Origin of the sequence: Microbacterium phyllosphaerae (assembly GCF_017876435.1) — a bacterium.
Lineage (GTDB): Bacteria > Actinomycetota > Actinomycetes > Actinomycetales > Microbacteriaceae > Microbacterium > Microbacterium phyllosphaerae.
In genome coordinates this window covers 2,829,794-2,844,281 of record NZ_JAGIOA010000001.1, presented here as the reverse complement: position 1 = coordinate 2,844,281, position 14,488 = coordinate 2,829,794, and the positions used below count along the sequence as shown (strand labels likewise).

16 protein-coding genes are annotated in these 14,488 nt (G+C 68.9%); 14 read left to right on the top strand and 2 right to left on the bottom strand.

Going from position 1 to position 14,488, the window contains the following annotated elements; translation table 11 throughout:
- The first annotated feature begins 2 nt into the window (after positions 1-2).
- Genes acs through JOF42_RS13385 form a run of 6 tightly spaced genes read left to right on the top strand, consistent with a single transcriptional unit; the run spans position 3 to position 6,564 of the window.
- Positions 3-2,000, top strand: coding sequence for an acetate--CoA ligase (gene acs, locus JOF42_RS13410; RefSeq protein WP_210098293.1), 1,998 nt, complete (start codon positions 3-5; stop codon positions 1,998-2,000).
- Positions 2,000-3,304 carry an O-acetylhomoserine aminocarboxypropyltransferase/cysteine synthase family protein gene (locus JOF42_RS13405; RefSeq protein ID WP_210098292.1) on the top strand — a complete coding sequence of 435 codons (1,305 nt, stop codon included), beginning with the start codon at positions 2,000-2,002 and terminating at the stop codon, positions 3,302-3,304. Before acs ends, JOF42_RS13405 begins: the two co-directional genes overlap by 1 nt.
- Positions 3,301-3,885 carry a CoA-binding protein gene (locus tag JOF42_RS13400; protein ID WP_210098291.1) on the top strand — a complete coding sequence of 195 codons (585 nt, stop codon included), beginning with the start codon at positions 3,301-3,303 and terminating at the stop codon, positions 3,883-3,885. Before JOF42_RS13405 ends, JOF42_RS13400 begins: the two co-directional genes overlap by 4 nt.
- 30 nt (positions 3,886-3,915) lie before the next feature.
- Complete coding sequence (gene coaE, locus JOF42_RS13395; RefSeq protein WP_210098290.1) at positions 3,916-4,515, top strand: dephospho-CoA kinase; 600 nt, start codon at positions 3,916-3,918, stop codon at positions 4,513-4,515.
- Positions 4,512-5,726, top strand: coding sequence for an MFS transporter (locus JOF42_RS13390; RefSeq protein WP_210098289.1), 1,215 nt, complete (start codon positions 4,512-4,514; stop codon positions 5,724-5,726). The genes coaE and JOF42_RS13390 overlap by 4 nt, the downstream gene beginning before the upstream one ends.
- Before the next feature lie 46 nt (positions 5,727-5,772).
- Positions 5,773-6,564 (top strand): GNAT family N-acetyltransferase, encoded by a 792-nt coding sequence (locus JOF42_RS13385; RefSeq protein ID WP_210098288.1) that lies wholly within the window; start codon positions 5,773-5,775, stop codon positions 6,562-6,564.
- Here the strand turns inward: JOF42_RS13385 and JOF42_RS13380 are convergent.
- Positions 6,537-7,157: a DUF4126 domain-containing protein gene (locus JOF42_RS13380; protein ID WP_210098287.1), complete on the bottom strand. Its 621-nt coding sequence runs from the start codon at positions 7,155-7,157 to the stop codon at positions 6,537-6,539. The two genes, JOF42_RS13385 and JOF42_RS13380, sit on opposite strands and share 28 nt — an antisense overlap.
- 67 nt (positions 7,158-7,224) lie before the next feature.
- Here JOF42_RS13380 and uvrB point away from each other — a divergent pair, with 67 nt between their 5' ends.
- Entirely contained in the window at positions 7,225-9,297 is a 2,073-nt protein-coding gene (gene uvrB, locus JOF42_RS13375) for an excinuclease ABC subunit UvrB (protein ID WP_210098286.1), read from the top strand.
- Between the two features lie 18 nt (positions 9,298-9,315).
- Complete coding sequence (locus tag JOF42_RS13370; RefSeq protein ID WP_210098285.1) at positions 9,316-9,648, top strand: TfoX/Sxy family protein; 333 nt, start codon at positions 9,316-9,318, stop codon at positions 9,646-9,648.
- A gap of 23 nt (positions 9,649-9,671) precedes the next feature.
- Here the strand turns inward: JOF42_RS13370 and JOF42_RS13365 are convergent, their stop codons facing one another.
- Positions 9,672-9,914: a hypothetical protein gene (locus tag JOF42_RS13365; RefSeq protein WP_210098284.1), complete on the bottom strand. Its 243-nt coding sequence runs from the start codon at positions 9,912-9,914 to the stop codon at positions 9,672-9,674.
- 44 nt (positions 9,915-9,958) lie between these two features.
- Between JOF42_RS13365 and JOF42_RS13360 the strand changes: the two genes are divergently transcribed.
- From JOF42_RS13360 to JOF42_RS13335, 6 genes are all read left to right on the top strand, one after another.
- A complete protein-coding gene (locus tag JOF42_RS13360; RefSeq protein ID WP_210098283.1) occupies positions 9,959-10,402 on the top strand; it encodes a MarR family winged helix-turn-helix transcriptional regulator in 444 nt (147 codons plus the stop codon).
- Positions 10,403-10,479: 77 nt separating this feature from the next.
- Positions 10,480-11,154, top strand: a complete 675-nt coding sequence (locus JOF42_RS13355; protein WP_210098282.1) for a DUF4129 domain-containing protein — start codon at positions 10,480-10,482, stop codon at positions 11,152-11,154.
- The gene (locus JOF42_RS13350) at positions 11,151-11,687 is read left to right on the top strand and encodes a hypothetical protein (RefSeq protein ID WP_210098281.1); all 537 of its coding nucleotides are present in this window, start codon (positions 11,151-11,153) and stop codon (positions 11,685-11,687) included. Before JOF42_RS13355 ends, JOF42_RS13350 begins: the two co-directional genes overlap by 4 nt.
- A gap of 1 nt (position 11,688) precedes the next feature.
- Positions 11,689-12,654: an AAA family ATPase gene (locus JOF42_RS13345; protein WP_210098280.1), complete on the top strand. Its 966-nt coding sequence runs from the start codon at positions 11,689-11,691 to the stop codon at positions 12,652-12,654.
- Positions 12,651-13,910 carry a DUF58 domain-containing protein gene (locus JOF42_RS13340; RefSeq protein ID WP_245340804.1) on the top strand — a complete coding sequence of 420 codons (1,260 nt, stop codon included), beginning with the start codon at positions 12,651-12,653 and terminating at the stop codon, positions 13,908-13,910. Before JOF42_RS13345 ends, JOF42_RS13340 begins: the two co-directional genes overlap by 4 nt.
- On the top strand, positions 13,907-14,434 hold the full coding sequence (locus tag JOF42_RS13335; protein ID WP_210098279.1) for a hypothetical protein: 528 nt from the start codon (positions 13,907-13,909) through the stop codon (positions 14,432-14,434). The genes JOF42_RS13340 and JOF42_RS13335 overlap by 4 nt, the downstream gene beginning before the upstream one ends.
- The last annotated feature ends 54 nt before the right edge of the window (positions 14,435-14,488 follow it).

Here is a 14,488-nt window from a genome sequence, read left to right as displayed (position 1 = left end):
TCATGACGGAAGCCCGGCTGCACGAGACCCGCACCTATCCGGCGCCCGCAGGGTTCGCCGCGACGGCGAACGTGACCGAAGAGGCCTATGCGCGGGCGGCCTCGGACCCGACCCTCTTCTGGGAGCAGGCGGCCGAGCGGCTCGACTGGGCCGAGTCCTGGCATACGGCTCACGAATGGGAACCGCCCGTGGCAGATGCCGTTCCCGCTGCGCGCTGGTTCGTCGGCGGCCGCCTCAACGTCGCGTACAACTGCGTCGACCGCCATGTCGAGGCCGGCCGCGGTGACAAGGTCGCCCTGCACTTCGAGGGCGAGCCGGGCGACCGCATCGCCGTGACGTACTCCGACCTCCAGGAGAGGGTGTCGCGCGCGGCGAACGCGCTCATAGCACTCGGCATCCGACCCGGTGATCGCGTCGTCGTCTACCTTCCTGTGCTGATCGAGACGGTCGTGATCACGCTCGCGTGCGCTCGCATCGGAGCCGTGCACTCGCTGGTGTTCGGCGGGTTCTCCGCCGAGGCCGTGCGGTTCCGACTCGCCGACACCGGAGCCAAGCTGCTCGTGACGAGCGACGGCCAGTTCCGCCGCGGCACTGCCACCGAGGTCAAGTCGACGGCCGACATCGCGGCTGCGGATCTCCCCGACCTCGAGCACGTGCTCGTGCTCCGGCGCACCGGCCAGGAGGTCCCCTGGACCGAGGGACGCGACGTGTGGTGGCACGACGTCGTCGACACCGCCTCGTCCGAGCACGTGGCAGAAGCGTTCGATTCCGAGCATCCGCTCTTCATCATCTACACGTCGGGCACCACCGGGAAGCCGAAGGGACTCGTCCACACCTCCGGCGGCTACCTCACGCACGCGAGCTGGGCGCACTGGGCCCATTTCGACGCGAAGCCCGACGACGTCCACTGGTGCACGGCGGACCTCGCCTGGGTGACGGCCCACACGTACGAGATCTACGGTCCGCTCTCGAACGGGCTGACGCAGGTCATCTACGAGGGGACGCCGGACACTCCGAACCGAGAGCGGCATCTCGAGATCATCGAGCGCTACGGCGTGACCGTGTACTACACCGCGCCCACGCTCATCCGGACCTTCATGACCTGGTTCGGCACCGAGCTGCCGCAGGGGCACGACCTGTCATCGCTGCGCCTGCTCGGAACGGTCGGGGAGGCGATCAACCCTGAGGCGTGGATCTGGTTCCGCCGCAACTTCGGGCGCGACGAGCTCCCGGTGGTCGACACCTGGTGGCAGTCCGAGACCGGGGCGGCGATGATCGCACCGCTTCCCGGCGTCACGACGCTCAAGCCAGGATCAGCGTCCGTGCCGCTGCCGGGCATCGATGCGACGGTGGTCGATGTGAACGGCGATGAGGTCGCGCCCGGAAGATCCGGCACGCTCGTCGTGCGACGTCCATGGCCGGGGATGGCCCGCACCGTGTGGGGGAACCCGCAGCGCTACCGCGACGCGTACTGGGCGGCGTACGCCGGACACGGCGAGCACGGCGGATACTACGTCGCCGGTGACGGGGCCACCCGAGACGCCGACGGATACATCTGGATCCTCGGCCGACTCGACGACGTCGTGAATGTGTCCGGTCACAGGCTCTCGACCATCGAGATCGAATCGGCCCTCGTGGCGCACGACACGGTCGGAGAGGCCGGAACCGCAGGCGTCGCCGACGCGGTCACCGGGCAGGCGGTGGTCGCCTTCGTCACCGCGTCCGGACGCTCGGAGGTCTCGACCTCGGAGCTGCGGGGCCAGGTCGCCACGGCGATCGGACCTGTCGCCAAGCCGAAACACATCGTCGTGGTGCCCGACCTGCCCAAGACCCGCTCCGGCAAGATCATGCGGCGACTGCTCGCGCAGCTCTGGGAAGCCGAGCAGGACCGACGAGCAGGACGCGCACCCGCACCCCTCGGGGACACGACATCTCTGCAGAACCCGTGGGCCGTCGACGACATCGCCGCCGTGCTCGAGAACGCTGAACTGAGGACATGATGACGGAAGAACACCGCTTCGGATTTCGCACGAGGGCGCTCCATGCCGGCGGCACTCCTGACGCCGCCACCGGCGCACGCGCCGTGCCGATCTACCAGACGACGTCCTTCGTCTTCGAGGATGCGACGGATGCCGGCAACCTCTTCGCGCTGCAGAAGTACGGCAACATCTACTCCCGCATCGGCAACCCCACCGTCGCCGCACTCGAGGAGCGTCTGGCCTCGCTCGAGGGCGGGATCGGCGCCGTCGCGACCGCATCCGGCATGAGCGCGGAGTTCATCACCTTCGCCGCGCTCGTCGGAGCCGGCGACCATGTGGTGGCCTCCGCCCAGCTCTACGGCGGCACGGTGACCCAGCTCGACGTGACGCTTCGCCGTTTCGGCGTCGAGACCACGTTCGTCCCCTCCACCGACCCCGCAGACTACGCGGCGGCGATCCGCCCCGAGACCAAGGTCGTCTACGTGGAGATGATCGGCAATCCGTCCGGCGAGATCGCCGACATCGATGGTCTCGCAGAGGTCGCCCACGCTGCGGGCGTGCCGCTCGTCGTCGACGCGACACTGGCCACCCCGTACCTCGCGCGTCCGCTCGAGCACGGCGCCGACATCGTCATCCACTCGGTGACCAAGTTCCTCGGCGGTCATGGGACGACCCTCGGGGGAGTCGTGATCGAGAAGGGCACGTTCGACTGGGGCAACGGGCGGTTCCCGCAGATGACCGAGCCTGTCGAGTCCTACGGCGGGATCAAGTGGTGGGACAACTTCGGCGAGTACGGGTTCCTCACCAAGCTCCGCACCGAGCAGCTGCGTGACATCGGGCCCGCGTTGAGTCCGCAGTCCGCCTTCAACCTCCTGCAGGGCGTCGAGACGCTTCCGCAGCGCATCGACGCCCATCTCGCCAACGCGCGCATCGTCGCGGACTGGCTGGCGTCCGACCCTCGCGTGGAATACGTGACCTGGGCGGGGCTCGAGGGGCATCCGCACCATGAGCGGGCCGCCAAGTATCTGCCGCTCGGACCGGGGTCGGTCTTCGCCTTCGGGGTCAAGGCCGACGACGGTCGCGCGGCGGGGGAGACCCTGATCGAGAACCTCCAGCTGGCATCGCACCTGGCCAACATCGGTGACGCGCGCACGCTCGTCATCCACCCGGCATCCACCACGCATCGGCAGCTGACGGAGTCTCAGCTCGCGGCAGCCGGCGTCCGTTCGGACCTCATCCGCATCTCGGTGGGCCTCGAAGACGCGGACGACATCATCTGGGACCTCGACCAGGCACTCAGCACGGCGACGGGAGCGAACCGATGAGCGGCACCGACATCGCGGCGGGGGACGCCTGCGCCGTGCCCACGCCTCAGGATGCCGTGGCGTGCGCGCTGCCCGCCGCCGCCTCGCTGCATCCTGAGCGCACATGGCAGGGCCCGAACCAGCAGCAGCGCTTCGGCATCCTGCGACGCGCGAAGTCCGTCGCGATCGTCGGCGCATCGAACAACCCGGCCCGCGCGTCGTACTTCGTCGCAACCTACCTGCTCTCGAGCACCGCGTACGACGTGTACCTCGTCAATCCGCGCGAATCGTCGATCCTCGGCCAACCCGTCTACGCATCGCTCGCCGACCTCCCCGTCGTCCCCGACATCGTCGACGTGTTCCGTCGGCACGAGGATCTGCCGGGTGTCGCGCAGGAGGCGATCGACGTCGGCGCGCAGACGCTGTGGCTGCAGCTCGGCTCCTGGAACGAGGGGGCGGCTGCTCTCGCCGAGGATGCGGGACTCTCCGTGGTGATGGATCGCTGCATCAAGATCGAGCACGCTCGGTTCCACGGCGGACTGCACCTGGCGGGGTTCGACACGGGTGTCATCAGCTCCCGTCGGCAGCTGCTCGGGCGCTGAGCCGGCCGGGCCGAAGCCTAGACTGGCCGCATGGCTCTCATCGCGCTCACCGGCGGCATCGCCTCCGGGAAGTCGACCATCGCACGACGGCTGGCGGAGAGGGGAGCCGTCATCGTCGACGCCGATCAGATCGTGCGCGACGTACAGGGTCCCGGGAGTCCGGTGCTCGCCGCGATCGGGGAGGCCTTCGGTGCGGAGATCATCGCCGCCGACGGATCACTCGATCGCGCAGCGCTGGGAGCGAAGGTCTTCGGGCACCCGGAGCAGCTCGCGCGGCTGAACGCGATCGTGCATCCCGCGGTCCGAATCGAATCACAGCGTCGGTTCGACGAGGCGGCTGCCGCCCACTCCGACGCGGTGGTCGTCTACGACGTGCCGCTGCTCGTCGAGGCACGGGTCGACGATCCCTGGGACCTGATCGTCGTCGCACACGCGCCCGTAGAAGAACGCAGACGTCGGCTGGTGGAGCTGCGCGGTATGCCCGAGAGGGCCGCGCAGGAGCGGATCGACGCGCAGGTCTCCGATGAGCGACGCCTGGCCATCGCGGACGTGGTCATCGACACGTCCGGATCGCTCGAGCAGACGCTCGCACAGGCGGATGCTCTCTGGGAGCGGATCAGCACGTCGTGACCTTCACGGGTCACGCCCCCGGATCACCCGCCTACCGACGGTTGATCGTCGGGCTGTTCTTCGCCGGGATCGCGACATTCGCGCAGCTCTATTCGCCCCAGGCCGTGCTGCCGCAGCTGTCGATCGACCTGGGCATCTCGCCGGCGAGCGCCGCTCTGAGCGTGTCCGCGGCGACGCTCGGTCTGGCCGCCGCCGTCATCCCGTGGTCGATGGTGGCCGACCGCATCGGGCGCGTGCAGGCGATGGCGATCGGCGTGCTCACCGCGACCGCGCTGGGGCTCCTCGCGCCGCTCAGCACCGGCTTGGAGATGCTGTTGAGCCTCCGCCTTCTCGAGGGAGTCGCGCTCGGGGCGGTGCCTGCGGTCGCGTTGGCGTACCTGAGCGAAGAGGTCAGCCCGCGGAATGCCGCCGCGGCGGCAGGGAGCTACATCGCCGGGACGACGGTGGGCGGGCTGCTCGGACGGATCGTGTCCGGCATCGTCGGCGAGCAGACGGGATGGCGGGAGGGTATGTGGACGGTCGCGGGGGTGTGCGCGCTGGCGGCCGTGCTGTTCCTCTGGCTGACGCCGAAGGCGCAGGGTTTCGTGCCCGGACGATTCCGCGACCACGCCGGACCGGGGATCCTCACGCGCCTGCTGACGCCCCTGCGCTCGGGGCGTCAGCTCGCGCTGTATGCCCAGGGCTTCCTGCTCATGGGCGCGTTCGTGGCCGTCTACAACTACCTCGGATTCCACCTCGCCGAGCCGCCCTTCACGCTTCCGGCCTGGGTGGTGACACTGCTCTTCCTCGCCTACCTCGCCGGCACCGTCTCGTCGCCCTGGGCCGGTTCTCTGGCCGCGCGTTTCGGGCGATACCCGGTGCTGCTGGGCGCGATCGCGGTGATGGCAGCGGGTGCGGCCGCGATGTGGGCGCACGCCACTCCGATCGTGCTGCTCGGGCTGCTTCTCTTCACCGGGGGCTTCTTCGGGGCGCACGCGGTGGCATCGGGGTGGGCGCCGGTGGCGGCAGGACCCGACAGCAGAGCACAGGCATCCTCGCTCTATTACTTCGGTTACTACGCGGGATCGAGCCTGTTCGGCTGGGCGCTCGGCATCGTGTTCGGCCAGGTGGACTGGGTGTGGTTCATCGTTGCGATCCTCGCGATGTGCGCCCTCGCGGCGGCCTCGGCTGTCGCGAAGCTGCGCGGATCGCCCGATGACGGTCTCTCCTGAGCGACGATCGACCGCTCGTGACCGGTGTCACTGCGAGGATGGACGCATGCGACTGAATCTCCTCGCCGCCTACGACGCACAGCTTCGGACCGATGCGGAGACCGCTCAAGCACTGTCTGTCTCATCGATGGGACCCATCCGTCTCGCGGTCTTCCCCGGCGGACGCGGGTTCGTGTCGTACGCGAACCTGGACGGAGCGGATGCCGCGCGGGTGGCCGAGCTCGTCGACGCGGCGATCGCGCACTTCCTCGGCATTCCGGGCATCGCGAGCGTGGAGTGGAAGACCCGTGGCCATGACCGTGCCCCCGGGCTGCACGATGCGCTCATCGCACGAGGGTTCGTGCCCGAGGACACCGAGTCGATCATGATCGGGGAGGCTGCACTGCTCGCCGAGGAGGTCGCGGTTCCTGACGGAGTGGAGCTGCGCCGTGCACGCACCGAGGCGGAGGTGCTGGCCATGGAGGAGATGCAGGGCACCGTCTTCGAGGACCCGCACTGGCGTGCGCGGGCCGAGACGACTCTGCAACGCGTCCGTTCGGACGATTCGGTGGAGTTGTGGATCGCAGTGTCGGACGGCGCGGTGATCAGCGCGGGACGCCTCGAGCCGGTGGCGGGGACCGACTTCGCGGGATTGTGGGGTGGTGCGACGCTGCCGTCGTGGCGAGGGCGCGGGATCTATCGCGCACTCACCGCACAGCGTGCGCGGTCGGCGCTCGCTCGAGGCAAGCGCTATCTCCAGTCCGACTCGACGGAGTTCTCCCGACCCATCCTCGAACGTGCAGGACTGATGATGGTGTCGACCACGACTCCCTACGTCTGGACGCCCGCGACAGAGTGATCCGCCCGACGTGCGCGCCGGCGTCGAGCGCGTCGCCGCAGGAGCACGATCACCGCGACGACGAGTCCGACGAGCATCATCGCCGCCAGCACCGGCACGATGATCGCTGCGGCGGCGAGGGCGAAGGACGCCCCGTCTTCGACGCTGCTGAGCACCGGTGCGGCCAGACCGCCGGTGGTCGTGTTCGCAGCCACGCGAGCCGTGGCCTTGACCACATGCACGACCAGGGCGATCGCGATGCCTGTGACGACGGGAACCCAGGTGTTGTCGGTGAAGAACGCCGCGGGGTCGTCGACGGCGATCGTCTGGGCGCCGGACCCCGCCCCGAACGCGATGCCTCCTGCGGCGGGGCGCAGGATGCTCTGGATCACGTCGTTCACCGAGTCGACCGCGGGGATCTTGTCGGCGACGATCTCGAGGAGCAGCAGGACGCCCACGACCCACAGCGCGATGTCGCTCGACAGCCAGGACCACGCCGAAGGAAGCGTCATGGCCGGCAGCAGCCGGTCGGCGAGCCCGAGGAGGAACAGCGGCATCCAGGCGTTCAGACCTGCGGAGGCCGCGAGGCTGGTGCCGATGATGAACTCGATCACGCCCCCACTCTAGGTGCAGCATCGGACGCGCGACCCCGGTGTCGGTGGCCCGGCATACGCTGGAGGTATGCAACCCACGCGCAGTGTCCGTCCCTTCGAGGTCATCAGCGAATACGCGCCGGCCGGCGACCAGCCGAAGGCGATCGCAGAACTCGCATCGCGCATCAACGCCGGCGAGACCGACATCGTGCTGCTCGGCGCCACCGGTACCGGAAAGTCGGCGACCACCGCCTGGCTGGTCGAGCAGGTGCAGCGTCCGACCCTCGTGCTCGCGCACAACAAGACGCTCGCGGCCCAGCTCGCCAACGAGTTCCGTGAGCTGATGCCCAACAACGCGGTCGAGTACTTCGTCTCCTACTACGACTACTACCAGCCCGAGGCGTACGTCCCGCAGACGGACACCTTCATCGAGAAGGATTCGTCGATCAACTCCGAGGTCGAGCGTCTTCGTCACTCGACGACGAACTCGTTGCTCAGTCGCCGCGACGTGATCGTCGTCTCCACCGTGTCGTGCATCTACGGTCTCGGCGCGCCGGAGGAGTACCTTCGTGCCATGGTCGCCCTCCAGGTGGGGGAGCGGTACGACAGGGATGCCCTCATCCGGCAGTTCATCGCGATGCAGTACAACCGCAACGACGTCGACTTCTCGCGCGGCAACTTCCGCGTGCGCGGCGACACGATCGAGATCATTCCGGTCTACGAGGAGCATGCGATCCGCATCGAGCTGTTCGGTGACGAGATCGAGGCGCTCTACTCCCTGCATCCGCTCACCGGTGAGGTCATCGAGAAGCTCGATGCCGTTCCGATCTTCCCCGCCTCGCACTACGTCGCGGGCACCGACGTCATCCAGCGTTCGATCGGAACGATCGAGCACGAGCTCGAAGAGCGCCTCAAGGAGTTCGAGCGTCAGGGAAAGCTTCTCGAGGCTCAGCGTCTGCGCATGCGCACCACGTTCGACCTCGAGATGCTTCAGCAACTGGGCTTCTGCTCGGGAATCGAGAACTACTCCCGGCATATGGACGGCCGTCAGCCCGGCGAGCCGCCGCACACGCTGCTCGACTTCTTCCCCGACGACTTCATGCTCGTGATCGACGAGTCCCACGTCACGGTGCCGCAGATCGGTGCGATGTACGAGGGCGACGCGTCGCGCAAGCGCACGCTCGTGGAACACGGATTCCGTCTGCCGAGCGCGATGGACAACCGTCCGCTCCGCTGGGACGAGTTCAAGAACCGCATCGGTCAGACCGTCTATCTGTCGGCGACGCCAGGCAAGTACGAGATGGGTATCGCCGACGGTGTGGTCGAGCAGATCATTCGCCCGACGGGCCTCGTGGATCCGCACATCATCGTGAAGCCGTCCAAGGGGCAGATCGACGATCTCCTCGAAGAGATCCGGGTCCGCGTGGGGCGTGACGAGCGCGTGCTCGTCACGACGCTCACGAAGAAGATGTCCGAAGAGCTCACCGACTTCCTCGGAGAGCACGGCGTGCGGGTGCGGTATCTCCACTCCGATGTCGACACGCTCCGCCGTGTCGAGCTGCTCAGCGAGCTGCGTGCCGGTGTCTACGACGTGCTCGTCGGCATCAACCTGCTCCGCGAGGGGCTGGATCTTCCGGAGGTCTCGTTGGTCGCGATCCTCGACGCCGACAAAGAGGGCTTCCTGCGCTCCGGCACGTCGCTGATCCAGACGATCGGTCGAGCGGCGCGAAACGTGTCGGGTGAAGTGCACATGTACGCCGACAAGATCACCGACTCGATGGCCAAGGCCATCGAGGAGACCGACCGTCGTCGTGAGAAGCAGGTGGCCTACAACCTCGAGCACGGCATCGACCCGCAACCGCTGCGCAAGCGGATCGCCGACATCACCGAGGTGCTCGCTCGAGAGGGTGCCGATACGGCCGAGATGATGTCCGGACGTGGGCGTGCGACAGGCAAGGGCAAGTCGCCGACACCCAATCTGCGACGTACGGGAATCGCTGCGGAGGGCGCCCAGCAGCTCGAAGCGGTCATCCAGGACCTCTCGGATCAGATGCTCGCGGCCGCGGCCGAGCTCAAGTTCGAACTCGCCGGGCGGTTGCGCGACGAGGTGCAGGACATGAAGAAGGAGCTGCGTGCCATGGAGAAGGCCGGGCACGCCTGATCTCAGGAGGAGACGACGATGGACGCGTCAGGAGACGAGCTCGCCGATCGTGTACGCGCACTGCTGACCCTCGACGGTGACGTCGAGGAGAAGCGGATGTTCGGCACCCGCGCGTTCCTCCTCGACGGACACATCCTGGTCGGAGCCCGCAACGGAGGCGTGCTCCTCGTTCGGGTCGACGAAGAGCACGGCGCCGCCCTCGTCACCAGGCCGGGCGTCCAGACGGCGGTGATGGGCCCGCGGACGATGGGGACGGGATGGCTCGATGTGTCGCCGGCTGTGTTGGCCGCTGACGACGATCTCGCATTCTGGCTCGACGTCGCACGCGAGGACGCGAGACGCGACGGCTGAGACTCCGGCGACGATCGCGGATCTCAGGGGCAGTGGACGAGCGTCTTCGGACCCGACCGGTCGATCTCATGGTCGCTCATGGGGGATCCGCACAGAGGGCAGGCACGTTCCGCTCGCTCGGAGGCGGTCGGCGGCGGCGTCTTCTCGTAGGGCCCGACCGATGCAGGACCGGCCAGGCGGATCAGGTTCGAGTTGATCCAGGAATAGAGGCCACCTGCCTCGCGGATCCGCGAGCGAAGGGGAGGACGATCACCGGAGCGTGTCATGTTGCTTAGTGTACTAACTATTAGTGTCGTTGTATAGTCGAGCCGTGACCGCTACGGATGATCTGCTCAAGCTGGACAACCAGCTCTGCTTCGCCCTGGTGACCGCGGCGCGCAACGTCGTCGCCATCTATCGGCCGATCCTCGAGCCGCTCGGGCTCACGCATCCGCAGTATCTCGTGATGCTCGCGCTCTGGGAGCGCGCTCCACGCCCGCTCAACGACCTCGCGGCCGACCTCGCTCTCGAGCCGGCCACCGCATCGCCGCTGGTGAAGCGTCTCGAGGCCGACGGGCTGGTCGCCCGGCAGCGCAGCTCGGAGGACGAGCGTCGCCTCGACATCACCCTCACGGATGCCGGCCGCGCGCTCCGTGAGCGTGCCCTGGATGTTCCTCGCCAGGTCATGGCGGCCGTGGGCATGGATCTCGCGCAGATCGCGACGCTGCGCGACGGGTTGTCGGCTTTCGCGGGTCGCCGCCCGACCTCGGAGTGACCGAGTCGTAGGGTGTGGGCATGCCGAGTGACCGCCCGACACGTGATGCGCGTCGAGGCGTTCATCGGCTCGGAATCGTGAGCGCCGTCGCCGCACTCTTCCTCATCGTGATGATCGCCGCCGCGATTCAGGGAACCCCGACATTCCGTCCGTCCGAGCCCGCGCCGCTTGCCTCGTCGGAGCCGGCCCCGACGACGATCCCCGGAGAGACGGGGCTCCCGGAGGAGATCGAGATCGATCCCACGAGTGCGGCGGTGGTGCAGGCGTTCGCAGTGATCCTGATGCTCCTCGTGGTCGCCGGCGTCATCGTGCTCCTCGTGATCATCGCTCGGGCGCTGCTGCGGGCCTGGCGGAACAGGCCCACAGGGCTCCGTGATGGAGCCGAGGTCGCTGCCGAGGTCGCCGAAGTGACCGCGGTACCCGAGCCGGAGGTGGCCGTCGACGCCGTCCGACGTGGTATCGCCGGGGCGCTGCAGGCGATCGACGACCGCGCGCTGCCGACAGACGCCGTCATCGCCGCCTGGGTCGGCCTCGAAGAGAGCGCGGCGGATGCGGGGGCGAGCCGTGCGCCGAGCGAGACTCCTGCGGAGTTCGCGCTCCGGATCATCACGCGGCGCTCCGGGATCGAGGACGAGGCCTCCGAGTTGCTGACGCTGTTCGAGCGGGTGCGCTTCGGCTCCCACGTGGCCACCGAGTCGGAGAGGCACGCCGCACGTGCTGCTCTCCGCCGGATCGACGAGGTGTGGCGATGACTCGGGGGCGCACCGTCGCCGCCGTCGTGGCCGCGGTGGTCGCTGCGCTGGTGCTCACCGGGTTCGGCTTCACCTGGCCGTTCGTGATCGGGTGGGGTCTTCTCGTGGGCGCGCTTTCGCTCCTCGCGCAGCTCGCGGTTCCCCTCGAACCCAGCGCCGATGCCCCGCACATCCCGGTGGAGCCCGACCGCAGGCCGACGGAGATATCCCGGCTGGCCTGGGCGCTGAACACCCACACCGGGCTCGCCGGCCCGCAGATCACACGCCGCGTCCGGGAAGCTCTTCGGCACCGCCTCCGGCGCCGAGGAGCAGACCCGGCGGACCCGGCGGCACGATCGCAGGTCATCGACCTGATCGGCCCCGACCTGTGGGATCGATTGCAAGGCCCGGGGACCACCATCGTCGACATCGAGCGCGCGCTCGAGGCGATCGACGCCCTCAGCCCGGGGTCGTCCGCAGAGAGCACGACGACACCGGATGCACCGACCTCACCCACCGGCCGCGCGCCACTGTTCCCGAGACACAGGAGATGACATGACGACATCCACCGAGATCGCCGAGGCCGGCGATCGAATCCTCGCCGCCGTGCGCACTGTCGTCGTCGGAATGGACGATCCGCTCGAGATCGCGCTCGCCTCGATCCTGGCCGGGGGACACGTGCTCTTCGAGGACGTGCCCGGCCTCGGCAAGACGCTCGCGGCACGCAGCCTCGCCTCGGCGCTGGGGCTGTCCTTCCGTCGGCTGCAGTGCACCCCGGACATGCTGCCGGGCGATGTCACCGGGTCCTACGTGTACGCGCCCGACTCTTCGGACTTCGTCTTCCGGCCGGGGCCGATCTTCACCGGTCTCCTCCTGGCCGACGAGATCAACCGCACGACGCCGAAGACGCAGTCGGCGATGCTCGAGGCGATGGCCGAGCGACAGGTCACCGTCGAGGGCAACAGCTTCCCCCTGCCCGCGCCGTTCCATGTGATCGCGACCTCGAACCCCATCGAGTACGAGGGCACATATGCTCTCCCCGAGGCACAGCTCGACAGGTTCATGGTCAGGCTCTCCGTCGGGTATCCGGATGTGTCCGGGGAGGCGCAGATCCTGCAGAACCGCGTCAGCCGGCGCCAGGAGGCCGCGCACGTCGCCGCCGTCATCGATGCGGAGCGTCTGGTCGAGCTCCAGGCCGTCGTGGAGGCCATCCATGTCGATGAGGACATAGCGCGCTACTGCGTCGAGATCGCACGTGCGACGCGCACGGCGTCGAACGTGGAGGTCGGTGCCTCGCCGCGCGGCTCGCTCAGCCTGTTGCTGCTCGGTCGCGCCCTGGCCGCGCTGGACGGCCGAGACTTCGTGCGCCCGGACGACATCAAGCGGATCGCCGTACCCGTGCTCGCCCATCGCCTCACGCTGACGCCGCAGGCCTGGGCGCAGGGCGCATCGGCCGCCGATGTCGTGAGCGCGGTCGTCGGCCAGGTGCCTGTGCCTCCGACCGTGAAGGAGCGCGTATGACGAGACCATCGACGCACGGTCGTTGGAGCCCCGCGCTGACCGTCGCGATCGCCGGCGCGATCGTGCTCGCCGTCATCGGGCTCCTCTTCTCGCGTCCTGACGTCGTAGCCATGGGGCTTCCCGTCGCGCTGTGGAGTGCTCTCGCCCTCGGGCGGGGAACCTCGGGTCTCCGCACCGAGCCGAGCGTCGCCGCGCTCTCCCGCACCGACGGCGAACTTCACACCGAGATCTCGGTCGAGAGCGCCGCTGAGATGGTGGAGCTGCTCGTCGTGCAATCCGAGCGCAGGAGCCGACGTGCGATCGTTCCCGGCTCCGATGCCACGGTCCTCGCACGCAGCCGCGTCCTCCATTCGGGCCCTGCACTCCCGGTGCAGGTCTCGACGCGCGGCCTCGCCCTCGACGGGGCGGTCCTCTCGGTGCCGTCCGCGATCGTCCGCAGCGCGCGCCAGGTCGCGCCGACGCCCAGGAGGGTCGGGATGCTGCCGCTGCCGAAGCGGTTGACCGGTCTTCACGGCTCGCACGAGGGACGGCGGCCGGGGCAGGGCGGCGACTTCCGGGACATCCATGCCTTCGTGCCCGGAGATGAACTGCGTCGCGTCGACTGGCGCGCGACTGCGCGGATGGCGCGGAGACCGGGCGATCTGCTCGTGCGGCGCACCCACACGCTTAGCGACGCGTCCGTCGTGATCGCGATGGACACGTCGGAGGACCTCGGCGAGGTCGTCGCATCGTGGGGGAGTGGAGACTTCGAGCGCAGCGGTGTGACCTCGCTCGACAATGCCCGCGAAGCCGCTCGCGGGCTCGCCGGAGCCGCCATCGATGCGGGCGACCGTGTCGCCCTGCACGTCCTGGTGCATGGCGGGCGTTCCCTGCGCAGCGGTGGGGGCTCCCGTCATCTCGCACGACTCGAGGCGGCGATAGCGGCGACGGGGCAGGCGCGCGACGATGCGGCCTTCCGCAGGACCCCGCATGTCCCGCACGGCTCGGTCGTCCTCGTCCTGTCCACGTTCTTCCAGGGAGCCGCCGCGCAGACCGCGCTGATGTGGCGGGCGAGCGGTCACCGGGTCGTCGCGATCGACGTCCTGCCCCGGCTCGACCGTGCTCGCCTCAGTCGCCCTCAGCTCATCGGTCTGCGGACGGTGCTGGCGGAGAGGGAGAACGTGTTCGCCGACCTGCACGGTGCGGGCGTCGACGTGGTGGCATGGGCAGACGACCCGTCCTCCGCACTGCGTGAGCTCGCGAGGGCCAGACGATGAGAGCGCCGAACGACGTGCTGCAGACCGCGCCGGCTGTCTCGTGGATCGCGGTGCGGATCGTGTTGATCGCCGTGGTCTCGGTCGGGGCGTTCGCGCTCAACCCGCTCGTCGGGTGGCAGTGGGTCGCCGTCATCCTGGCGATCGTCGCCGCGGTCTTCCCGCAGACCTTCGCCGCGTGGGGCGGGGTGGCGTGCATCGTGATCGGGATGCTCGTGTCCGAGCCGGACCTCGGTCGGGCGATGCTCGCGGTGCTCGTCGTGCACGCGATCCACGTCCTGACCTCGCTGACGCTGGTGATCTCGCGCGGTTCACGGGTCGTGCTGGCCGCACTGCGCCCGACGGCGGCGCGCTTCGTCCTGGTGCAGGCGATCGCCCAGTCGCTGACGGTCGTCGTCATGCTCGGCGCCGACGGGGCCGGGGGGAGCGTTCCGTGGGCGGTCGTCGCCGGCGCGGTCGCTGTGGTCTCGGCCGCGGTGCTGCTGCTGGTGAACGCGAATCGGAGCACGTCGGCAGAGCGCCGATGAGGGTGAGCACCTTCCTGTGAGCCCTCACGGAGCCAATGTCCGTGGCCCCTCGTA